This is a genomic window from Streptomyces sp. NPDC055103 (assembly GCF_053607625.1).
Genome location: NZ_JBSGTX010000028.1, coordinates 1 through 21,454, shown reverse-complemented (window position 1 = coordinate 21,454; position 21,454 = coordinate 1). Strand labels below are relative to the sequence as shown.

The 21,454-nt window shown below is 70.1% G+C and carries 19 protein-coding genes, 1 rRNA gene and 1 riboswitch; of the genes, 5 read left to right on the top strand and 15 right to left on the bottom strand.

Features of this window, described 5'->3' with window-relative positions; genetic code table 11:
• Nucleotides 1–187: 187 nt before the first annotated feature.
• The gene (locus ACWFR1_RS19155; protein ID WP_453552593.1) at nucleotides 188–391 is read right to left on the bottom strand and encodes a hypothetical protein; all 204 of its coding nucleotides are present in this window, start codon (nucleotides 389–391) and stop codon (nucleotides 188–190) included.
• 177 nt (nucleotides 392–568) lie between these two features.
• On the opposite strand from ACWFR1_RS19155, the gene ACWFR1_RS19150 reads away from it, so the two are divergent.
• Both ACWFR1_RS19150 and ACWFR1_RS19145 read left to right on the top strand, forming a co-directional pair.
• The gene (locus tag ACWFR1_RS19150; protein ID WP_453552591.1) at nucleotides 569–1,126 is read left to right on the top strand and encodes an N-acetyltransferase family protein; all 558 of its coding nucleotides are present in this window, start codon (nucleotides 569–571) and stop codon (nucleotides 1,124–1,126) included.
• A gap of 68 nt (nucleotides 1,127–1,194) precedes the next feature.
• Nucleotides 1,195–2,004 carry a PhzF family phenazine biosynthesis protein gene (locus ACWFR1_RS19145; RefSeq protein WP_453552589.1) on the top strand — a complete coding sequence of 270 codons (810 nt, stop codon included), beginning with the start codon at nucleotides 1,195–1,197 and terminating at the stop codon, nucleotides 2,002–2,004.
• Between the two features lie 75 nt (nucleotides 2,005–2,079).
• Here ACWFR1_RS19145 and ACWFR1_RS19140 read toward each other — a convergent pair whose 3' ends face one another.
• Together ACWFR1_RS19140 and ACWFR1_RS19135 are read right to left on the bottom strand one after the other, a co-directional pair.
• A complete protein-coding gene (locus tag ACWFR1_RS19140) occupies nucleotides 2,080–2,862 on the bottom strand; it encodes a CPBP family intramembrane glutamic endopeptidase (protein WP_453552587.1) in 783 nt (260 codons plus the stop codon).
• Between the two features lie 222 nt (nucleotides 2,863–3,084).
• Entirely contained in the window at nucleotides 3,085–4,584 is a 1,500-nt protein-coding gene (locus ACWFR1_RS19135) for a glutamate--cysteine ligase (RefSeq protein WP_453552743.1), read from the bottom strand.
• 484 nt (nucleotides 4,585–5,068) lie between these two features.
• Between ACWFR1_RS19135 and ACWFR1_RS19130 the strand changes: the two genes are divergently transcribed.
• On the top strand, nucleotides 5,069–5,659 hold the full coding sequence (locus ACWFR1_RS19130; RefSeq protein ID WP_453552585.1) for a hypothetical protein: 591 nt from the start codon (nucleotides 5,069–5,071) through the stop codon (nucleotides 5,657–5,659).
• A 332-nt stretch (nucleotides 5,660–5,991) separates the two neighbouring features.
• Nucleotides 5,992–6,198 (top strand): DUF5999 family protein, encoded by a 207-nt coding sequence (locus ACWFR1_RS19125; RefSeq protein WP_024756896.1) that lies wholly within the window; start codon nucleotides 5,992–5,994, stop codon nucleotides 6,196–6,198.
• A gap of 147 nt (nucleotides 6,199–6,345) precedes the next feature.
• Here the strand turns inward: ACWFR1_RS19125 and gcvP are convergent, their stop codons facing one another.
• Entirely contained in the window at nucleotides 6,346–9,231 is a 2,886-nt protein-coding gene (gcvP, locus tag ACWFR1_RS19120; protein ID WP_453552583.1) for an aminomethyl-transferring glycine dehydrogenase, read from the bottom strand.
• A 177-nt stretch (nucleotides 9,232–9,408) separates the two neighbouring features.
• Nucleotides 9,409–9,508, bottom strand: a riboswitch (glycine riboswitch).
• A 113-nt stretch (nucleotides 9,509–9,621) separates the two neighbouring features.
• Between gcvP and ACWFR1_RS19115 the strand changes: the two genes are divergently transcribed.
• Complete coding sequence (locus ACWFR1_RS19115; RefSeq protein WP_453552581.1) at nucleotides 9,622–9,996, top strand: PRC-barrel domain-containing protein; 375 nt, start codon at nucleotides 9,622–9,624, stop codon at nucleotides 9,994–9,996.
• Nucleotides 9,997–10,612: 616 nt separating this feature from the next.
• Here the strand turns inward: ACWFR1_RS19115 and ACWFR1_RS19110 are convergent.
• The 11 genes from ACWFR1_RS19110 to rrf form a co-directional block, all read right to left on the bottom strand.
• Nucleotides 10,613–12,028: a DNA polymerase IV gene (locus ACWFR1_RS19110; protein ID WP_453552579.1), complete on the bottom strand. Its 1,416-nt coding sequence runs from the start codon at nucleotides 12,026–12,028 to the stop codon at nucleotides 10,613–10,615.
• A 190-nt stretch (nucleotides 12,029–12,218) separates the two neighbouring features.
• Complete coding sequence (locus tag ACWFR1_RS19105) at nucleotides 12,219–12,836, bottom strand: MerR family transcriptional regulator (RefSeq protein ID WP_453552577.1); 618 nt, start codon at nucleotides 12,834–12,836, stop codon at nucleotides 12,219–12,221.
• 236 nt (nucleotides 12,837–13,072) lie between these two features.
• Complete coding sequence (locus ACWFR1_RS19100) at nucleotides 13,073–13,546, bottom strand: bifunctional nuclease family protein (protein ID WP_015032172.1); 474 nt, start codon at nucleotides 13,544–13,546, stop codon at nucleotides 13,073–13,075.
• 53 nt (nucleotides 13,547–13,599) lie between these two features.
• A complete protein-coding gene (gene ftsR / locus ACWFR1_RS19095) occupies nucleotides 13,600–14,343 on the bottom strand; it encodes a transcriptional regulator FtsR (protein WP_453552575.1) in 744 nt (247 codons plus the stop codon).
• A gap of 29 nt (nucleotides 14,344–14,372) precedes the next feature.
• Nucleotides 14,373–15,314, bottom strand: coding sequence for an FHA domain-containing protein (locus ACWFR1_RS19090; RefSeq protein ID WP_453552741.1), 942 nt, complete (start codon nucleotides 15,312–15,314; stop codon nucleotides 14,373–14,375).
• An 81-nt stretch (nucleotides 15,315–15,395) separates the two neighbouring features.
• Nucleotides 15,396–16,238, bottom strand: a complete 843-nt coding sequence (locus tag ACWFR1_RS19085) for a DUF881 domain-containing protein (RefSeq protein ID WP_453552573.1) — start codon at nucleotides 16,236–16,238, stop codon at nucleotides 15,396–15,398.
• A 224-nt stretch (nucleotides 16,239–16,462) separates the two neighbouring features.
• Nucleotides 16,463–16,795 (bottom strand): small basic family protein, encoded by a 333-nt coding sequence (locus tag ACWFR1_RS19080; RefSeq protein WP_015032176.1) that lies wholly within the window; start codon nucleotides 16,793–16,795, stop codon nucleotides 16,463–16,465.
• Entirely contained in the window at nucleotides 16,792–17,721 is a 930-nt protein-coding gene (locus tag ACWFR1_RS19075; RefSeq protein ID WP_453552571.1) for a DUF881 domain-containing protein, read from the bottom strand. The genes ACWFR1_RS19080 and ACWFR1_RS19075 overlap by 4 nt, the downstream gene beginning before the upstream one ends.
• A gap of 101 nt (nucleotides 17,722–17,822) precedes the next feature.
• Nucleotides 17,823–20,318 (bottom strand): sugar phosphate nucleotidyltransferase, encoded by a 2,496-nt coding sequence (locus ACWFR1_RS19070; RefSeq protein ID WP_453552569.1) that lies wholly within the window; start codon nucleotides 20,316–20,318, stop codon nucleotides 17,823–17,825.
• A 116-nt stretch (nucleotides 20,319–20,434) separates the two neighbouring features.
• Nucleotides 20,435–21,043 carry a CDP-alcohol phosphatidyltransferase family protein gene (locus ACWFR1_RS19065; protein WP_056641870.1) on the bottom strand — a complete coding sequence of 203 codons (609 nt, stop codon included), beginning with the start codon at nucleotides 21,041–21,043 and terminating at the stop codon, nucleotides 20,435–20,437.
• Between the two features lie 147 nt (nucleotides 21,044–21,190).
• A 5S ribosomal RNA gene (gene rrf / locus ACWFR1_RS19060) occupies nucleotides 21,191–21,307 on the bottom strand.
• Nucleotides 21,308–21,454: the final 147 nt, after the last annotated feature.

Genomic DNA, 21,454 nt, shown 5'->3' with positions numbered 1-21,454 from the left:
ACACCCCGTTCGCAAGCGTGGGGCCGTTGCGCTTCGGCATGAGCCACCAGCAGGCGGTCGAGACCATGGAAGCCCAGGGGTTCACCAGCCCGGCGCTGCAGACCGAAACACGACATGGCGCCCTGACCCGGCGTGCCGACTTCCGGGCGGTGGCCGCACCCAGGTGGTCGACCGCTGTCACGCTCTACTACCGGGACGCCGACGTCTTGGCGGAGTGCACCGGGGCGTACACGCGTCCGGTGGGCCGGGGGTCGACGGCGTACGTCGCGGGCCCCATCAACGGAGGATGGAGCTCCTCCCAGCCTCCGTGGTGGGCGTGGACGGGGAGGGCGACGCGGGACACCGGCGCCGTCAGGTCCGTGCCACACCCGGCACACGCGAACACGTCCAAACAAGCTCCCCCTCCACGCGATTCCCGCCGGATTGCGCCTTCCCCTCGGCGGGGGATCCACCGGATTCCGCTCCGGCCACCACGCGTGGCCCCCGTGATCCCAGGCGGCCACCAAGCAGGACCGACCGACGAACCCCGGCGGGCGAGGCCCACGAGAGCCCTGCCATGATCACGTCCATGACCACGGGCCTGACCGGCGACAACGCCCCCCGCTACACCCAGCTCACCGCCCCCGACGCGGCGACCGACGCTCTCCGCACGGCTCTCGCCGCGTGCTGGACCGAGGTGAGCGACGCCGGCGGCGGCGCCGGATTCCCCTTCCCGCCGGTCGATCCCGCCGAGGTCGCCGCGGCAGTCGACCGCATCGTCATGGGCCTCGACCCGACGAGCAGCCGCCTGGTCGTCGCGACCGTCGGCGGCGCCGTGGCGGGCTGGCTGAACCTCCGCCGCGACCCGCATCCCCTGGTCGCGCACTGGGGCACGCTGCACCACGTCCAGACCCGCCTCCACGTACGGGGCCAGGGCATCGGAGCGGGTCTGGTGCGGCAGGCCCGGGTGATCGCCCGGGACGACATGGGGCTGGAACAGCTGCGGCTCGCGGCACGCGGTGGCGTCGGCCTCGAGGAGTTCTACGGCCGCCTCGGCTGGCAGGAGGCCGGCCGCTGGCCGGGAGCCCTCCGGCTGGCCCCGGGCGACGACCGTGACGAGGTCCTCATGGTCCTGTCTCCCCTGTGACGGACCCGGTCCAATGATCCGCGATTGGCCTTGGCCCGCGCGTTTCCGCACCTTGTACGGTCATCGGCATGCGGATCCGAATCGTCGACGCCTTCACCGACCAGCCCTTCTCAGGAAACCCGGCCGGAGTCCTCCTCCTCGACTCCTTCCCGGAGGACGCCTGGCTCCAGAAGGTCGCGGCAGAGGTCAATCTCTCCGAGACCGCCTTCGCCCACCCCCTGCCCGCCGGCGGCGAGGCGGACTGGGCCCTGCGCTGGTTCACGCCGACCACCGAGGTCGACATGTGCGGCCATGCCACGCTCGCCACCGCCCACGTCCTCCACACCACCGGCACGGCGAGCGGCAGCGTCCGCTTCGCCACCCGGTCCGGCGTCCTGGGCGCCACCGCCGCCGAGGACGGCACCATCACGATGGACTTCCCGACGTCCTCCCTCACCCCCGTCCCGGTCCCCGACGGCCTGGAGAAGGCGCTCGGTGCCGAGGTCGTCGCCGTCCACGACACGGCCGCCCACATCGGCGACCTCGTCGTCGAGCTCCGCGACGAGACCACCGTGCGCTCCCTCGACCCGGACCTCGCCGCCCTCGTGAGCCTCTCCTCGCGCGGCATCATCGTCACCGCCCCCGCCGAGGACCCCGGCAACGGCTACGACTTCGTCTCCCGCGGCTTCTTTCCCGCCGTCGGCATCGACGAGGACCCGGTGACCGGCAGCGCCCACACCGCGCTCGCCCCCTTCTGGTCGGCCCGCTTCGGCCGCGACGAGCTCACCGGCTTCCAGGGCGGCGCCCGCACCGGCCTCGTCCGCACCGGCCTGCGCGGCGACCGCACCCTGCTGACCGGCCACGCGGTGACGGTCATCGAAGGCCACCTGCACGCCTGACGAAAGGAGGGAGGGGCGTACGGCCAAGCCACACGCCCCTCGCTCCCTCACCGCCCCCGCCTCCCCCGCATCACCTCAGCCGGTGGGCAGCCAGCCCACCTTCCCCGCCAGCAGCCCGTATCCGACGAAGGCCACGATGTCGAGCAGCGCGTGCGCCACGACGAGCGGTCCGACCCGCCCCCAGCGCCGGTACAGCAGGACGAAGACGACGCCCATCACCACGTTGCCGAGGAAGCCGCCGATCCCCTGGTACAGGTGGTACGAGCCGCGCAGCACCGAACTCGCGACGAGGGCCGCCATCGGTGTCCACCCCAACTGCCCGAGCCTGCGCAGCAGATAGCCGACGACGATGACCTCTTCCAGGACGGAGTTCTGGATCGCCGAGAGGATCAGCACCGGGTACTTCCACCACACGTCCGGCAGGGACTCCGGCACGACCGTGAGGTTGAACCCGGACGCCCGCGCCGCCAGGTAGAAGGCCAGCCCGGCGCTCCCGATCCCGGCCGCGACGAGCGTCCCGCGCCCCAGGTCGGTCCATGGCCGGGTCCGGTCGAAGCCGATGGCCCGGAGCCCGGCGCCCTCCCGCATCAGCAGATGGGCGACGAGGACGACCGGCACGAGCGCCGAGGCGATGCCGAAGAGCTGCCAGGACAGGTCGAGCCACGGCCGCCCCAGCGCGTACGAACCGTTGAGCGTCGCCGCCTGCTCCTTCAGCGACCCCGGTTTGGTCAGGGATCCGACGAAGCTGATGAGGGACGACACCCCGCTCGCGCCGAGCGAGAGCGCGAGCACGATGAGGGTCTCGGAGCGCAGCACCTTGCGCGGCAGGCCTCCGGGGGGCAGGGAAGCGTCCCTCACGTCTTGCTCCGACACCACACCTGTCTCCACTTCCCCGCCGCGGACCCATGCCGTTCCGGCAGTCGCATCCAGCCACGACTACCTTGACATGATCACCCACGCCCGGTCATGCCGCCCGGATCTCGCAATCCGCAGGGCAGGCAAGGGAACAGACCAACACGTCGACAGACCAACACATCGACAGACCGACGAGTCGACGGACCAGCGAGTCGCCGAACGTCGTCAGCCGATCCCCACAGGCCAGGTGTGCACCGGCTCACCCTCGCGCATCAGCGTCCGGTAGCGCCGGGTGGTCGCCGCGAGCGCCGCCTCCCGGTCGAGGCCCGACTCCAGCGCCTGGTGGAAGGTGTCGGCCTGCCAGGAGGCGCCGTTCACCTTCCGAAGACAGCGCTGCTCGATCACCCCGAGGTAGAAGTCCCGGTCCGCCGGCTCTATGTGCCAGGCGTCGAGCCCGGCCGCGGCGAGCGGCAGCAGCTCGTCGAGGACGAGTCGTACCGCCGGCAGGGTCGCGACACCGCCCGCGCGGCCCGCACGGGGCCAGCGCAGCTCCGCCTCGATGCCGTGACGGCAGGCGGTGTCGAAGTTGGCCTCCGCGTCCTCGAAGGCCATGCGCTTCCAGACCGGCCGCGGGTCGTCGGCGAGCGAACGCACGAGCCCGTAGTAGAACGCCGCGTTCGCGATCACATCGGTCACCGTCGGCCCCGCCGGCAGCACCCGGTTCTCCACGCGCAGGTGCGGGACCCCGTCGACCCAGCCGTAGACGGGCCGGTTCCAGCGGTAGACCGTGCCGTTGTGCAGGACGAGTTCCTGGAGCTTCGGTACGCCGCCCTCGTCGAGGACGACCAGCGGGTCCTCCTCGTCGCAGATGGGGAGGAGCGCGGGGAAGTAGCGGAGGTTCTCCTCGAAGAGGTCGTACACCGAGTCCACCCACCGCTCCCCGAACCAGGTGCGCGGCCGGACGCCCTGGGACTGCAGCTCGGGCGGCCGGGTGTCGGTGGCCTGCTGGAACAGCGGCGGCCTGGACTCGCGCCACACCTCACGGCCGAAGACGAAGGGCGCGTTCGCACCGAGGGCGATCTGGACGCCCGACACCGCCTGCGCCGCGTTCCAGACGGCGGCGAACCGGGCCGGTGTGACCTGGAGGTGGAGCTGGACCGAGGTGCAGGCGGCCTCCGGAACGATCGACTCCGAGGTGCACTGGAGCCGTTCGACCCCGTGGATGTCGAGGGTGAAGTCCTCGCCCCGGGCGGCGAGGATCTGGTTGTTGAGGAGCGTGTAGCGGTCGGCGGCCGACAGGTTCTCGAAGACCAGGTCGCTCTGGGCGAGCGTCGGGAGTATGCCGATCATGACGACGCCGGCGTCGAGTTCCCCGGCCTTGCGGTCGGCATATCCAAGACTGGTCCCGATCTCTTCCGCGAGCCGGTCGAATACCCTGCCGCCGAGCCGGTGCGGAGCGATGTTCACTTCCAGATTGAACAATCCGAGTTCCGTCTGGAAATCGGAGCTCGCGATCTTTTCCAGAACCGGCGCGTTGAGCATCCGGGGCAGTCCGTCGGCGCCGGCGAGATTGAGTTCGATCTCCAGTCCCATGAGATTGCGGGGCCGGTCGAACCTCTTCTCCGCCAGCAGCCTCGCGAGCCCCGCGAGACACTGCTGGAGCTTTCGCCGGTACTGCTGCCGGTCGGCCGGGCCAAACCCGTCCGCGTCGACCTTCTCCCCCATCGAAGCCGTCCCTCCCACCGTGGGCAGCCGCGACGACGGCCGCGCGTCACGGACCATGATGCCCACCTCGCTGATCCACAACGCCTGCGGAACGGAGTCGCCGGAGGATAGGCTGGAAGGAGCGCTCCACCGGCACATCCCAAAGGCATGACACAGTCGACATATACCAATGTCTTATTGTCTTGCGGCCGGGGATCGGAATTCAGCCGTCCGACTCGGCGAGGAATACGCAGGTGAGGGCCGCACGGCCGTCATGATTCCGCTTGAACAGCCCCCGGAATAAGGCTTGATGTCGCCTTGCCGGGAATATCGACGACGTCTAGCGGAAACACTCTGTGAACACGTGTCGTATAAACTCCGCGGACGAGGCAGAGTGTGGGTGCCCGCGGCCATGGCCCCATGGCCCCTCTCTGGCCGCGCCGCCTACAGCGCCGTCGTACCTGCCCACGCATCACCGTGTCTCCTGAGCGAGAGGCGACCCACCATGCTCCGACCCTCCCCGGCCCCCGCGCCGGCCCTCCGCAGTGTCCTCGCGGCCCTCGGCTCACCGACCGCCGTCCGCGAGGCGCGAACCCCCGCCCTGCGGGCCGCGCAGGGACCACTGAGCCCCGAACTCCCCCTGCCCGTCCACGTCCTCGGCGTCACGGGAGCACCGGGGCGGTCACCCCGCACCCGGCTCACCGGCTGGCGGTTCCTCATCCGGAACGGCGAGCGGGCGATCGCCGCCGCGGACACCATGCTCACCCCGGACGGCTGGACCTTCTCGCACTTCCTCGAGGGGCCGTACGTCACCGCGACGGAACGGGCCCTGCTCCACGCCGAGGCGCTGCCCACCGCGTACCAGCCCCGGCTGCTCTCCGTACCGGAGCTCTACATGCTGACGCTCTGGCTGCACGCCAACCCGGAGGCGGACGGCACGACCGCGGCCCCGGCCTCGGGAGACCTCCTGGTGCCCCTGGCTCCCGCACCGCCGGGGATCGCGGCCCACCGGCCCTACCAGGTCGCCGACCTCCTGCCCGTGCTCAGTACGCGTCTCGCGCCGCCGCCCCTCCTGGGCTCGGCGGCGCCCGCCTGATCCACCGCACGTGGCTCCCCGCCCCGTGGCCCGACCGGGTCACGGGGCGCACTGCTGTCCGAGAACCGCGCCCGAACGCCCGTCCCGAACACCTTGCCCATACGGACTAGCCCGCTCGGGCCACCCCGAACCACCCGAAGAGACGGTGCAGTTGACCCGAACCGCCCCTGCGGGTGACGCGTCTTCCCCGGAGAGGACGAGCTGCCGCGAAATACCTGCGGAAGACCGTCCATGGGGCAAGACTGGGACCGGAACCGAACCGACCGACGGGGGCGGCCATGAGCGCGAAGAGCCGCAAGGCATCCACCACGACGCAGCGAAAGAACCCACCCATGTGCCAGCACCAGCCTGCCTGTCCCACCGCCGACTCCAACGACCGGGAGGCGGCCCGACTGATGGCACACCACCCGGAACAGGGCTGGAGCCTGCTGTGCAACGGCGTCCTGCTCTTCGAGGACACCGGCGAACTCCTGCCGGACGGGCAGATCATCGCCCCGCACCGGCCGCTGACGGCGGGACAGGTGACGACCGCCGCCTGAGCGGCGGAAGAGCACCGTACAAGGGAGACACACGCCGAGGGCCGGCCCGGAGAAGATCCTCCGAACCGGCCCTCGGCCGCGCTCAATACCTCAGCACATCAGCACGTCACCGCCTCGGCGGATCGATGCCCCACAGCCCCCAGTGGCTCAGTGCTCGTACTCGTCCATCGGCGGGCAGGAGCAGACCAGGTTCCGGTCGCCGAAGGCACCGTCGATGCGGCGCACCGGCGGCCAGTACTTGTCGGCGGCCGAGACGCCGGCCGGGAAGACCGCCTCGTCACGGGTGTACGCGTGGTCCCACTCGCCGCCCAGCGCGGCCGCGGTGTGCGGCGCGTTGTGCAGCGGGTTGTCGTCGGCGGGCCACTCGCCCGACGCGACCTTCTCGATCTCGGCCCGGATCGCGATCATCGTGTCGCAGAAACGGTCCAGCTCGGTGATGTCCTCGGACTCGGTGGGCTCGATCATCAGCGTGCCGGCCACCGGGAAGGACATCGTCGGCGCGTGGAAGCCGTAGTCGATCAGACGCTTGGCGATGTCGTCGACCGTGACGCCCGTCTCCTTCGAGAGCGGACGCAGGTCCACGATGCACTCGTGGGCGACGAGACCCGCCGGACCGGTGTAGAGCACCGGGAAGTGCGGCTCCAGGCGCTTGGCGATGTAGTTCGCCGCGAGCACGGCGACCTGCGTGGCGCGCTTGAGGCCCTCGCCGCCCATCAGGCGCACGTACGACCAGGAGATCGGCAGGATGCCGGCGGAGCCCCACGGGGCCGCCGAGATCGGGCCGACGCCGGTCTCCGGGCCCGCGGCGGGCTGGAGCGGGTGGTTCGGCAGGTACGGGGCGAGGTGCGCACGCACACCGACCGGACCGACACCGGGGCCACCGCCGCCGTGCGGGATGCAGAAGGTCTTGTGCAGGTTGAGGTGCGAGACGTCGCCACCGAACTTGCCCGGCTTGGCGAGACCGACCAGCGCGTTGAGGTTGGCACCGTCGACGTACACCTGACCGCCGGCCTCGTGGACCTCGGCGCAGATGTCGGCGACGTGCTCCTCGAAGACGCCGTGCGTGGACGGGTAGGTGATCATCAGCACGGACAGCTCGTCGCGGTACTGCTCGATCTTGGCGCGCAGGTCCACGACGTCGACCTCGCCGTCGTCGGCGGTCTTGACGACGACGACCTTCATGCCGGCCATCACCGCGGAGGCGGCGTTGGTGCCGTGCGCGGAGGACGGGATGAGGCAGACGGTGCGCTGGAGGTCGCCGTTGGCGCGGTGGTAGGCGCGGACGGCCAGCAGACCGGCCAGCTCGCCCTGCGAACCGGCGTTGGGCTGGATCGACACCTTGTCGTATCCGGTGACCTCGGCAAGGCGCTCCTCCAGCTCGGTGATGAGCGTGAGGTAGCCCTGCGCCTGCTCGATCGGGGCGAAGGGGTGGATCTGGCCGAACTCGGGCCAGGTCACCGGCTCCATCTCGGTGGTCGCGTTCAGCTTCATCGTGCAGGAGCCGAGCGGGATCATGCCGCGGTCGAGCGCGTAGTCACGGTCCGCCAGCTTGCGCAGGTAGCGCAGCATCGAGGTCTCGGAGCGGTGCGCGTGGAAGACCGGGTGGGTCAGGTACGCGTCGGAGCGCAGCAGCCCGGCGGGCAGCGTGTCCTCGGCGACGGCGTCCAGGGCCTCGACGTCGCCGTCGACCCCGAAGGCTCCCCAGACGGCGGCGATCTGCTCGCGCCCGGTGGTCTCGTCGCAGGAGATCGAGACGAGATCGGCGTCGACGCGGTAGAGGTTCACGCCGGCCTCACGGGCGGCGGCCACGACCTCGTCGGCCTTGCCGGGGACGCGGACGGTGAGGGTGTCGAAGTACGAACCGTGTACGACCTCGACGCCACCGGCGGTGAGACCCGCGGCGAGGATCGTGGCGTACCGGTGGGTCCGCTGCGCGATCCCCTTCAGCCCGTCCGGCCCGTGGTAGACGGCGTACATCCCGGCCATGACGGCGAGCAGCACCTGAGCGGTACAGATGTTGCTGGTGGCCTTCTCGCGGCGGATGTGCTGCTCGCGGGTCTGCAGGGCGAGGCGGTACGCGCGGTTGCCGTCGGCGTCGACGGAAACACCTACCAGTCGACCCGGCAGGGAGCGGGCGTGCTTGTCCTGGACGGCCATGTAGCCGGCGTGCGGACCGCCGAAGCCCATCGGCACACCGAAGCGCTGCGTCGTACCGACGGCGATGTCCGCGCCCAGCTCGCCGGGCGAGGTGAGCAGGGTCAGCGCGAGCAGGTCGGCGGCGACGGTGACGATGGCACCGAGCTCGTGGGCCTGGTCGATGACGGCCTTGATGTCCCGCACGGCGCCGGAGGCACCCGGGTACTGCAGGAGCACACCGAAGACACCGCGCTCGGCGATCTCGGCGGGGATCCCCTGGCTCAGATCCGCGACGACGACCTCGACCCCGGTCGGCTCGGCGCGGGTCTCGATGACGGCGATCGTCTGCGGCAGGGCGTCGGCGTCGATGAGGAAGACACCGTTCTTGACCTTGCCGACGCGCCGGGCGAGGGACATGGCCTCGGCGGCGGCGGTGCCCTCGTCGAGGAGGGAGGCGCCGGAGGTGGGCAGACCGGTCAGGTCGGCGACCATGGTCTGGAAGTTGAGGAGCGCCTCGAGGCGGCCCTGCGAGATCTCGGGCTGGTACGGCGTGTACGCGGTGTACCAGGCGGGGTTCTCCATCACGTTCCGGAGGATCACCGGAGGCGTGAAGGTGCCGTAGTACCCGAGGCCGATCATCGGGGCGAGGACCTGGTTGCGGTCGGCGAGGGTGCGGAGCTCGGCGAGCACCTGGGCCTCGGTGCGCGCGGCCGGCAGACCGAGCGCCTCGGCGTTCTTGATCACGTCCGGCACCGCGGCGGCGGTGAGCTCGTCGAGGGAGCCGTATCCGACCTGGGCGAGCATCTTGGCCCGCGCCTCGGCGTCGGGTCCGATGTGCCGCTGCTCGAACGGGATGCCCTGCTCGAGTTCGGAGAGCGGAATGCGGTTGGCGGTCATGTACGGAGGCCTCCTGGTCGTCACGACCTGCGAGGGGCACCACGGCGCGGGTACCCGGACGGCCTCCCCCTCTGTCATCTCAACCTGAGAGTTTCACCGGCACGCCTCGCGGCACGCCGGCTTTCACCGTCGGTGAGAGCGCATGCCGTCGGACACCGCTCTGCTTTCCAGAGTGACCTCGTCCGCGCGGTACAGGGGCCTGAGAGATTCCGGGGAGGATTTGCTCCTTCGGCGCCCTCCGGAAGATTTCTCCGGGGGACTCTCCCGCACAGGGTCGACAGCCACAGCCAGCCTACCAGCGAGGTTGCGACTCCCATCGCTCAAGTGGCCGCCATCCCAGTTGTGCACTTTCGTAGGGGTGTAGAGCAGTTGCGACCAGTTGGAGGGACCGTGCAGACCGACATCGATCCGCGCAGCCTGATCGGCCGCAAGGCGTTCGACCGGAACGGAAACAAGATCGGAACCGTGGACGAGGTGTACCTGGACGACGCGACCGGCATCCCGGAATGGGCGGCTGTCCGCACCGGCCTGTTCAGCCGGGACGCCTTCGTCCCCCTGGAACCGAGCGACCTGCTCGAAGACGGCCTCCACATCCCGTTCGAGCGGGCACTCATCAAGGACGCCCCCGACTTCGGCGTGGGCCGCCACCTCTCCCCGGAGCAGGAACTCCAGCTCTACCGCCACTACAGCCTCACGCTTCCGCCACCGCCCCAGACCCCCCAGGACACCGACTTCGGCCACCTGGCAGGCCAGGACGGCCCCTGACCCCCGCCGGCACAGCCGACACAAGTCCAGGGGCCCCGTCCAGCCACGTCCGGCCGCCCTCAACCCAGCCGAGGCACCCACCGGCCGACCCACGGACGAAGGTCCGTCAGGCCCGCCCTGAACCCAAGCCGAGGCAAAGCACCGACCCGCCGACACAAGGACGAGGGTCCGTCCGGCCCGCTCTCAACCCAGCAGAGCCAAAGCACCGACCAGCCGGCCCAAGGACGAAGGTCCGTCCGGCCACCTCCGGCCCGCCCTCAACCCGACCATGGCGATGCACCGCCCCGCTGACACAAGCGGCGCACGCCGCGCCCCACCTGACAGCAACCACGGACGAAGCCGGCCCCACCCCACCCCACCCCACCCCACCCCACCCGGGCGGGGTGGGGCTGAGGACGCGGCGAGTCCGGCGGCGTCAGCCGCCGGCGGGCACCGGACGGCCGTGCCAAGCCGCAGCGGCCGACGGCGCGGAGGGGAGACACTGCGGGAAGACCCGCACCTCTGCCCACCCAGCTGCACGGGTGGTGCGGGTGGGAACCCCAGCCCGGCCGAGGGCCGGGCGCACCCCCACACCCACCCAGCACCCCCACCCCGCACCGCCTCCCACACCGCCCCCTCACGTCCCCGCCCGGCACTCCCCCCGCACCAGCGGCAACGGCTCCGAAGGCTCCAGCTCCGGATCGTCGACCAAGAACGTCCGCACCCGCCCCGGTGCCGACCACGGCTCCTCGAACCGCACCGTGACCCGCCCGACGCCGCTCCCCTGCACCCACCCCGCCCCGTGCACCGCGTGCCGCACATCGTGCCCGGGCGCCCACCGCCGCTCGACGGCGACGGACCCCCCGGACTCGCCCTCGTCCGCCACAACACCACCGGCACCACCGGCACCGGCATCCCCACCGCCCCCGGGACCCACACCGCCCCCCGCCGACTCCTCCGCCACCGCGGCCCGCTCTTCCTCCTCAGCCTGAGCGAACAGGTCCTCCTGCGTGTAGTCCGCGAGCCCGCTCACGCCCACCCCGAGCAGCCGCACACCCCCGGTCGTGTCGACCGCCTCCAGGAGCCGCCCCGCGGCCTCCCGCACGACCCCCGGGTCGTCCGTCGGCCCCCGCAGCGTCTCGGACCGGGTCAGCGTCGAGAAGTCGTACCGCCGCACCTTGAGGACGATGGTCCGCCCCGAGTGCCCGGAGGCCCGCAGCCGCCCCACGCACCGCTCGGCGAGCCGCTCCACCTCGGACCTGATCCGGACGCGGTCGTGCAGGTCGACGTCGAAGGTGTCCTCGACCGAGACCGATTTGGCGTCCCGCTCGGCCACCACGGCCCGGTCGTCGTGCCCCAGGGACATCCGGTACAGCGAGGCCCCATGCGCCCGCCCCAGCAGCCGTACGAGCTCGTCCTCGCCCGCCTCGGCCAGCTCGGAGACCGTGGTCATCCCGGCCCGCCTCAGGTGCTCCCCCGTCGCCGGCCCGACGCCGGGCAGGATCCGGACCGACCGGGGCCCGAGGAGCTCTCTCTCGGTACCCGGCTCGATGAGGACGAGCCCGTCCGGCTTGGCCTCCTCGGAGGCGATCTTCGCGATCATCTTCGATCCCGCGAGCCCCACCGACCCCGTCAGCCCGGTCGTCGCCAGGATGTCGGCCCGCAGCCGCTCGCCGACGGCCCGCGCGCTCACGCTGTCGTCGGCGAGCCGCCCCGCCTCCAGGTCCACGAACGCCTCATCGAGACTGAGCGGCTCCACGAGCGGCGAGAGCCGCCCGAGCAGCTCCATGACCTGCTCACTGATCGACCGGTAGAAGGCGAAGCGCGGGACGAGATAGGCGGCGTTCGGCGCGAGCCGTCGCGCCTGCCCCATCGGCATGGCCGAGTGCACTCCGAAGCGGCGAGCCTCGTACGAGGAGGTGGCGACCACGCCGCGCGGCCCGAGGCCGCCGACGATCACGGGTTTTCCGCGCAGGCTGGGCTTCGCCGCCTGCTCGGCGGCGGCGAAGAACGCATCCATGTCGAGATGCAGGATCGTCGGCGCGACTCTCACACTTCCGATGCTGCCTCATGCCACTGACAACGCCCCGCAGCCAACCCCGGAAAACCACCGGCCCCAGAGACACCAGAGCCGGCCCCGCAGCCGCAGAGGCACAAGGAGGCACCCGCAGCCTATTGGACCGATCACCGCTCAAAGACCCCTCAGAGCCCCCTCAGAGCCCCCAGCTCAGGGCCCCAGCCCCTCAGACCGCCTTGTCGCGCCGCCGCCTGGCCAGCTCGTCGCCAGGGTTGTGCCCCACGAGCGTCTCGCCCGTGTCGACCCGTTCCCCGTGCAGCTGCGAGAGCGCGGCCTCCACGTCCCGCCGGACGACGCCGACGGCGATCCCGAAGACACCCTGACCGCCCTGGAGCAGGTCGACGACCTCGTCGGGCGAGGAGCACTCGTAGACCGTGGCCCCGTCGCTCATGAGCGTCATCCGCTCCAGATCGCGGAAGCCCCGGGCGCGCAGGTGCTGCACCGCTGCCCGGATGTTCTGGAGGGCCACCCCGGTGTCGAGGAAGCGCTTGACGATCTTCAGGACGACGACGTCGTGGAAGCTGTAGAGCCGCTGGGTCCCCGACCCGTACGCGGGGCGCACGCTCGGCTCCACGAGTCCGGTGCGCGCCCAGTAGTCCAGCTGCCGATAGGTGATGCCTGCGGCCGCGCAGGCCGTGGGACCGCGGTAGCCCACCACCTCACCCGCCGGGCCGGCACTCGCGTCCGTTCCGAAGTCGCCCACACTGCCGTGAAGCGGATACGGACCCGACTCCCCGGACACGCGTCCGAGCGAGCTCCCTGCCGTACCGTCCGCGCTGCTCATCACGCCGACCCTCCGTCCTTGACCTGCCCACACGAAGGTAGGCAGTCACTCGGGGTGCGTCAACGATCGCCACACTCGGCACGCCGAGTGATAATCACCCTGAGAGTGGTTTGCCGTGTCTCTCCCCGGGGAAAGGCTACTCGAATGCTCTGACGGCACCCCGCGAACGGCCCGCGCGACGGGCCTTCACGACCGGCCCGTACGACGGCGTCGCAAGCGGCCTCCGGCCGCACGTCTCACTGACTGTTGGTCCCGAAGTCCTCCGGTGAGATCTGGTCGAGAAACTCGCGGAACTTCTCCACCTCGTCCTCCTGCTCGTCCGGAATCGCGATACCGGCGTCGTCCAGCACACCGTCGCTGCCGTAGATCGGCGTCCCGGTCCGCAGGGCCAGTGCTATCGCGTCGGACGGCCGGGCGCTCACCTCGACGCCGCTGGCGAAGACCAGTTCGGCGTAGAAGACCCCGTCACGCAGATCCGTGATGCGGACCTCGGTGAGCTCCTGGCCTACGGCCTCCAGCACGTCCTTGAACAGGTCGTGCGTCAGCGGCCGCGGAGGGGCCATCCCCTGCTGGGCGAAGGCGATCGCGGTCGCCTCACCCGGTCCGATCCAGATGGGGAGATACCGATCGCCTCCCACTTCCCGCAGGAGCACGATCGGCTGGTTGGAGGGCATTTCCACCCGGACACCCACAACGTCGAGCTCGTTCACACAGCAACCCTAGGACGTGCCCGACCGGTTTGGATAGTCGGGCCCGTCCAAGATCACGGAAGCCGGATGCCCAGAGCCGTCTGCACGAACGCCGCGTGCAGCCTCACGGAGAGCTCGGCGAGCTCCTTCGCGGTGGCCTCAGCATGCGCTCTGGTCTGCGGATTACGGTGCCGGCGCAGCGGCGCGACCAGCTGTTCGAGGAGTCCGGCCTCACGGTCGGCGGCCGCCTTGACCCCACGCAGGTGCCGGGGTTCGAGACCGAATCTCCCCAGATCCGCGACAAGTCTGGCGACCGTGACGGCCTCCGCGTCGTAGCCGCCGCCCCGCACCTCGGCGATCAGACCGTAGGACTCCCACTCGGCCAGCTCGGCCTCGGTGACCTCGGCGGCGGCGAGCAGTTCGGCCCGGCCGATGCGCGCGGCGGTGGGACGCTCCCCGTCCTGCTCCCAGGGCCCGTCAAGCAGCTCACCCCGGCGCCCGGGCGCCGGGAGACTGATCTGCTCACCCCGGGCGAGAGCGTCGAGATGCTCACGGATGACCTTCAGCGGAAGATAGTGGTCCCGCTGCATCCGCAGGATCTGAGCGAGCCGCTCCACGTCCTGCGGGCTGAACTTCCGGTACCCGGACGCCGTCCGGCGGGGCTCGACCAGCCCCTCCGCCTCCAGGAACCGGATCTTGGAGATCGTCACTTCGGGAAATTCGTCGCGCAGCTGGTTCAGCACCGTGCCGATGCTCACCAGCCGGTCGCCCGCGGTGGCGGTGCCGTTTCCGGCACCGCCCGTCGGTGTTCGCAGCATGGACCTTCCCTGAAGGCTTCTCCGAGGCGTCACACGCCTCGCTGGCTCGAATAGAAGACCAGCCGGTACTTGCCGATCTGCACCTCGTCGCCGTTGGACAGAACGACCGAGTCGATCGGCTCACGGTTGACGTACGTGCCGTTGAGGCTGCCGACATCGGCGACGGTGAAGCTGCCGTCCTGGGCCCGCCGGAACTCGACATGACGCCGGGAAACGGTGAAGTCGTCCAGGAAGATGTCGCTCTGCGGGTGACGGCCGGCCGTCGTCAGCTCTCCGTCGAGCAGGAACCGGCTGCCGGAGTTCGGCCCTCGGCGCACCACGAGGAGCGCGGCACCCAGAGGCAGGGCCTCCACGGCCGCGAGCGCCTCGGGAGACAGCGACGGAAGCTGGGTCTGGCCGGTGACCTCCGCGTCGTACGCCTCGAGCCCCGAGATGGAGATCGTCGACGTCGTCTCGGACGGACGCTCGGCGGCCACCCCGCCCCGCAGCGGCGTACCGCAGTGGGAGCAGAAACGGCTGTCGGCCGCGTTGCGGTGACCGCACCTCGTACACACCGGCATGGACGCATCCTCCTGCCGCGGCAGCCCCGCGGAGGTCTGTGTCGCGTACGGGTCGGGGGTAAACCCTCCACCCGTACTTGAGGTTGATGGTTCCCCGAAACCTATGCGTCCGGCCCCGGCGGGGTCAACAGAAGACGCGCCCTGCGCGCCCGAAATGTCACCGCCCTGACCGTCGACCTCATCGCGGAAGAGCGGGCGCTCGCCGCCCTGCTCCTCGCTCTGGTCATGGCGCGGCGCGCGGTGCCTGGCGTTGCCGCCGTCCTCGCGTGCGCTCTTGCCGAACAACTTCGCAAACAACTTCACGGGCGATTCCCCTTGACCGAAACAGACCCGCCCGTGGGGCAGGACGAACCGAGATCCATCACACCTGCCGACCCGGACACCTTCACAACGTCCGTATCCTCCGGACAGTTTCCACCACGCACCACCGTTGTGGTGCGTCGACCCCCCGCAACGTCATGCCCTTGTCGCGGGACCCCCTCGTCCCCCGTCTCACTGCGAGGACGACTGAGCGTAGTCAGGCCGCTTCGCGGGTCGCAAGGCATCGACGACGATCTTCGTCGACCGCTCCACCGTGGCCGTGGCCTGCTCCTTCTCGAGGGTCTGCACGACACCGCCGGGGATGTTGAGCGCGGGCTCGAGATCCTCCGGCTTGCCGATGACCTTGAAGACGTACGGAGCGGCCACCTTCGTTCCATCAATCCGCATGTCGTCACCGCTACCGGTGAAATAACTGTCCGCGACCACCCGCACGCCGTTGACCTGGATCGCCTCGGCACCCGCCGCCCGCAGCTCCTGAATGGCGTCGAGCAGCATGTCGGACTCGACGGCCCCGGTGGTATCGCCGACGGTCAGGGTGATTCCCGGCCCTTCGGCGGCGACCGTGCCGGCCAGGATCCCGAGCTGCCGCTCCTTCTCCTGGGTCTGCTTGCGGGCCTCCTCGGCCTGGTCCGAGCTGGACTCGAGCTCGGTCCGCTGCTTCTCCAGCCGCGCCTTCTCGTCCTCCAGGCGCTGCGTCCGGTCGTCGAGCTCGTCGAGGATCCGTACGAGGTCCTCCTGCCGCGCCCCGCGCAGCGCGCTGTTCTCGCTGGTCGAGGAGACCTGGATGGCGAGCCCCAGACCGAGGACGAACAGCAGCAGCGCGACGATGAGTTGGGCGCGGGTGACCCGCGGTGGCCACAGAGCGGCGGCGAGCCTGCGCCGCCCGCTCGGAGCGGTGCCCCCGGTTCCGGCGGCGTCAACGGGAGCACCCGGGCTCTCGCCCTCGTCAACACCCTCGCCCCGCTGGGACCCCACGGGCTCCCCGGCCTTCACCGGCTCCTGCGGACGCTGCACGCTCGAGGGCTCCGCGGGCTTCTCGAACGTCCCGGCCTTACCGACCGCCTCGGCCGTCTCAGGCTCCGCAGTCCTCTCGGGATCCACAGACCTCTCAGGGCTCTCCGGAGTCTCCGCGATCTCAGGGTTCTCGCGATTCTCGCGGTTCTCGCGGTTCTCGGGCTTCTGGGGGTTCTCAGGATTCTCAGGATTCTCAGGCATCTGAGGGTTCTCGCTCATCGGCCTCACGCCCGGAACACGTGACGCCGGATGGCGGCCGCGTTGGAGAAGATCCGGATACCGAGCACGACGACCACACCAGTCGACAGCTGCGCGCCGACACCCAGTTTGTCGCCGAGGAAGACGATCAGCGCGGCCACGACCACGTTCGAGAGGAACGAGACCACGAAGACCTTGTCGACGAAGATGCCGTCGAGCATGGCCCGCAGGCCACCGAAGACCGCGTCCAGGGCGGCGACCACGGCGATCGGGAGATAGGGCTCGACCACCGCCGGCACCTCGGGCCGGACCAACAGTCCGACCACGACTCCGACGATCAGGCCCAGTACGGCGATCACGATGTGCCCTTCCCTGTGTCGGCCGTGGCCCGGCCGGACGGCGTCGCCGCCCCGGCCCCCCTCGGCTCTGCTGTACGTACGGTCAGGCTCGGCGCGGCCGGCAGGCGGATGTCGCCCTCGGCCGAGATGCTGCTCCTGATCCCGAAGTTCTCCACCAGCGCGTGCAGATACTGCCCGTCGGCGCTGTCCTGGAACGCTGTGCTCAGCCTCTGCCCGTCCCCGATCGCGAGGACGGTGTACGGCGGCACCAGCGGCTTGTTGTCGACCAGTATGGCGTCGCCGGCGGCCCTGATCGCGGACAGCGACGTCAACCGCTGCCCGTTGATCGAGACGGCCTCGGCGCCGGACTCCCACAGGCCGTTGACCACCCGCTGCATGTCCCGGTCGCGGACCCGGCCCGTGTCGGAGAAGCCGCTGCTCTCGCGAGGCCCGCCGCCACCGGTGTCGGTGCCCTTCGCGTCGTCGACGACGAGCTTCACCCCGGGGCCGTGCACCGGGATCGCGCCCGAGAGCAGGGCGACGAGCTCGGCCTGGTCCCCGCCGTGCTGCTCCAGCGCCTGCCGCTGCCGCTGCCCGACCTCGAGCCGGATCCGCTCGACGTCGCGCTCCAGCTGATCGGCGGCCGAGGTCTCCCCCTCGATCCGGTCGATCAGGTCCTGCCGTTCCTTGGCGACCACCGGCGCCGAGATCCGCGCCTCGGCCGCGCCCACGGTCACCACGGCGGCGGCGAGCACGAGGCCCGCGGCGACACCGAGCTTGGCCCGCAGGCTACGGGGCAAGCCACCGCCCTCGGCCTCGCGCCGGGCCGTGGCCTCCGCGTAGCCGTCGTCGAGCGCGTGGTCGATCACGTTGTTCAGCAGCGACATCGACGCGTCCGGACGCGGTGGCGGTGATCCGGTGCTCCGAACGGGGGGCTGCTGCGACATGCCGCACATCGTCGCACGTCGCACGGCCTACCACCGAATGGCCCCCGCAAAGGGCCGGGAGGCACCCCCAGGGCGCCTCCCGGCCCATACAGCCCGTACCGTCAGCGACCCGCGCCGTCGACCACCTCGGCCCACTCGTCGAGCAGGGCCTGCGCGGAGGCGTCGTCGGGACCCTCCGCCCACAAGTGGGTGACGGCCTCAGCCGGGTCGGGCAGCACCATCACCCAGCGCCCGTCGGCCTCGACCACCCGCACGCCGTCGGTGGTGTCCACGGACCGGCTGCCCGCCGCCTCCACCACCCGGCGCATGACCAGCCCCTTCACGGCCCACGGGGTCGCGATGTCCTTCTTCAGGACGTGCGCCCGCGGAATCCGCGCGTCGATCTGGCTCAGCGTGAGCTGCGTCCGCGCCACGAGACCGATGAGCCGTACGAAGGCGGCCGCTCCGTCGAAGACACTGCTGAACTCGGGCACGATGAACCCGCCGCGCCCGTCACCACCGAAGATCGTCGACTCCTCACGGCCCACTCGTGTCAGGTCGTCGGGAGACGTCGTCGTCCACTCCACCTGGGTGCCGTGGTACGCGGCGACCTGCTCGGCGATCCTCGTGGTCGTCACGGGCAGCGCTACCCGCCCCGAACGCCGCTCGGCCGCCACCAGGTCCAGCAGCACCAGGAGCGCGCGGTCGTCCTCGATGATCCGCCCCCGCTCGTCGACGAGCGAGAGCCGCTCGCCCACGGGGTCGAACCGCACCCCGAACGCCGCCCGCGCCGACGCCACGATCTCCCCCAGCCGTACGAGCCCGGCCCGCCGGCTCTCCGCCGACTCGGTCGGCCGGGACTCGTCGAGCCCGGGGTTGATCGTCAGCGAATCCACCTGGAGCCGGCCGAGCAGGCTCGGCAGAACGAGCCCCGCACTGCCGTTGGAAGCGTCCACGACGACCTTGAGCCCCGCCTCCGCGATCCCGGAGGTGTCGACGTTCCGCAGCAGCGACCCGGTGTACGAGTCGAAGACGCTCGCCGGGAAGGAGAGGTCGCCGATCTCTCCCGGGAAGGCCCGCCGGTACTCCTGCCGCGCGAAGACCCGGTCGAGTTTCCGCTGCCCGGCCTGCGAGAGGTCCGCCCCTCGCTCGTCGAAGAACATGATGTCGACGGAGTCCGGCACACCGGGCGAGGTCCGCACCATGATTCCGCCGGCGCTGCCGCGCGCGGTCTGCTGCCGGGCCACGGGGAGCGGTACGTTCTCCAGGTCCCGTACGTCGATGGCGCTGGCCTGCAACGCCGAGATCACCGCCCGCTTCAGCGCCCGCGCACCACGGGAGTGGTCACGCGCCGTGGTGACGGTCGCACCCTTCTTGAGCGTCGTGGCGTAAGCCCCGGCGAGCCGTACGGCCAACTCCGGTGTGATCTCCACGTTGAGGATGCCAGAGACCCCGCGCGCCCCGAAGAGGTGCGCCTGCCCCCGGGACTCCCAGATGACCGAGGTGTTGACGAAGGCACCGGCCTCGATCGTCTTGAACGGATAGACCCGTACGTTCCCCTGCACGATCGATTCTTCGCCGACGAGGCACTCGTCCCCGATCACGGCCCCGTCCTCGATCCGGGCGGCCCGCATGATGTCGGTGTTCTTGCCGATCACACAGCCGCGCAGATTGCTCTGCTGCCCGATGTAGACGTTGTCGTGGACGACGGCCTTGTGCAGGAAGGCCCCGCTCTTGACGACCACGTTCGACCCGATGACGCTGTGCTCCCGGACCTCGGCGCCGGCCTCGACCTTGGCGTAGTCCCCGATGTAGAGCGGCCCACGAAGCACCGCGTCCGGATGGACCTCGGCGCCTTCGGCGACCCACACACCGGGCGAGATCTCGAAGCCGTCGATGTCGACCTGGACCTTGCCCTCGAGAACGTCTGCCTGGGCCTTCACATAGCTCTCGTGCGTACCGACGTCCTCCCAGTAGCCCTCGGCGACATAGCCGTAGATCGGCTTGCCCTCCTTCATGAGCTGAGGGAAGACGTCACCCGACCAGTCGACCGAGACGTCGGCCGCGACGTAGTCGAAGACCTCGGGCTCCATCACATAAATGCCCGTGTTCACCGTGTCCGAGAAGACCTGTCCCCAGGTGGGCTTCTCCAGGAAACGTTCGACCTTTCCCTCTTCGTCCACGATGGTGATCCCGAATTCCAGGGGATTCGGGACCCGAGCGAGGCAGACGGTGACGAGGGCGCCCTTCTCCTTGTGGAAGGCGATGAGATCGGTGAGATCGAAATCCGTGAGCGCGTCTCCCGAAATGACGAGGAAAGCGTCGTCCTTCAACGCCTCCTCGGCGTTCTTCACACTGCCCGCTGTACCGAGTGGCTTCTCCTCGTTCGCGTACGTGAGCTCCATCCCGAGCTCCTCGCCGTCACCGAAGTAGTTCCTGACGAGGGAGGCGAGAAACTGCACGGTGACGACGGTCTCGTTGAGACCGTGTCTCTTGAGCAGTCGTAGGACGTGCTCCATGATCGGCCGGTTCACCACCGGCAGTAGAGGCTTGGGCATGCTCGAGGTCATGGGGCGAAGTCGGGTTCCTTCGCCACCGGCCATCACGACGGCCTTCATGTCGGAAGCGTCCTCCTTGAAGAGACGACGGTCCTGCCGACTTCACCTGTCCGCTCGGTGGCCCTGGGGCGTCCTCGTTCCTGCCGGCGACGTTGCTCGGCACGGGACGGACGGGCTCAATCGGCCGCGGTATCCGCCTTCACGAGTCGACGGACCTGGACCACGTAGAGGATCCCTGCCCACCAATACAGAGTTGTACCCCATCCGGCGAAGGCCCACCCGAAAACTTCAGCGAGTGACGAAAGCCAACCGGTTCCGTCACTGAGAAGCAGCAGCGGGAACGCGTACATCAAGTTGAAAGTCGCAGCTTTCCCGAGGAAGTTCACCTGCGGCGGCGGGTAGCCGTGGCGACGGAGGATTCCCACCATGACCAGCAGCATTGCCTCACGCGCCAGGAGAGCGGCGGTCAGCCACAGCGGCAGGATCTCGCGCCAGGTGAGCCCCACGAGCGTGGACAGGATGTACAGCCGGTCGGCGGCCGGGTCAAGAAGCCGGCCGAGGTTGCTGATCTGGTTCCAGCGCCGGGCGAGCTTGCCGTCGAGATAGTCGCTGACGCCGCTGAGCATCAGGACGAGCAGCGCCCACCCGTCGCTCTTGGGCCCGCCGAACTCCGGACGGAGAATGAGCCACAGAAACAGCGGCACGCCGAGAAGACGCGCCATGCTGAGAATGTTGGGGATGGTGAGGACCCGGTCGGTCTGAACGCGAGTCTCCTGGACCTCCACCCGGGGGCCTCCTGCTGGGATGGTGCCGACGTTGCCCCCTGACCCTACCCTCAGCCACGACACGGCCGCGCACAGGGTCCCGACCGCCGGCAGAACGCAAAAATGCCTCAACCCCCGGACATGGTCCGGGGGTTGAGGCTAAAAATTGTTCGGCGGCGTCCTACTCTCCCACAGGGTCCCCCCTGCAGTACCATCGGCGCTGAAAGGCTTAGCTTCCGGGTTCGGAATGTAACCGGGCGTTTCCCTAACGCTATGACCACCGAAACTCTATGAAGATATGAACCGCCGCACCACCCAAAGGGGGGCGTGTTCGTTACTTCAGAACTAACACAGTGGACGCGAGCAACTGAGGACAAGCCCTCGGCCTATTAGTACCGGTCAGCTCCACCCATTACTGGGCTTCCACATCCG

Coding starts and splice junctions, on each gene's coding strand:
- ACWFR1_RS19150 (WP_453552591.1), top strand. CDS start 569: ATGACCACGGGCCTGACCGGCGACAACGCCCCCCGCTACACCCAGCTC.
- ACWFR1_RS19145 (WP_453552589.1), top strand. CDS start 1,195: ATGCGGATCCGAATCGTCGACGCCTTCACCGACCAGCCCTTCTCAGGA.
- ACWFR1_RS19135 (WP_453552743.1), bottom strand. CDS start 4,584: ATGGGGGAGAAGGTCGACGCGGACGGGTTTGGCCCGGCCGACCGGCAG.
- ACWFR1_RS19130 (WP_453552585.1), top strand. CDS start 5,069: ATGCTCCGACCCTCCCCGGCCCCCGCGCCGGCCCTCCGCAGTGTCCTC.
- ACWFR1_RS19125 (WP_024756896.1), top strand. CDS start 5,992: ATGTGCCAGCACCAGCCTGCCTGTCCCACCGCCGACTCCAACGACCGG.
- gcvP (WP_453552583.1), bottom strand. CDS start 9,231: ATGACCGCCAACCGCATTCCGCTCTCCGAACTCGAGCAGGGCATCCCG.
- ACWFR1_RS19105 (WP_453552577.1), bottom strand. CDS start 12,836: ATGAGCAGCGCGGACGGTACGGCAGGGAGCTCGCTCGGACGCGTGTCC.
- ftsR (WP_453552575.1), bottom strand. CDS start 14,343: ATGCTGCGAACACCGACGGGCGGTGCCGGAAACGGCACCGCCACCGCG.
- ACWFR1_RS19075 (WP_453552571.1), bottom strand. CDS start 17,721: ATGTCGCAGCAGCCCCCCGTTCGGAGCACCGGATCACCGCCACCGCGT.
- ACWFR1_RS19070 (WP_453552569.1), bottom strand. CDS start 20,318: ATGAAGGCCGTCGTGATGGCCGGTGGCGAAGGAACCCGACTTCGCCCC.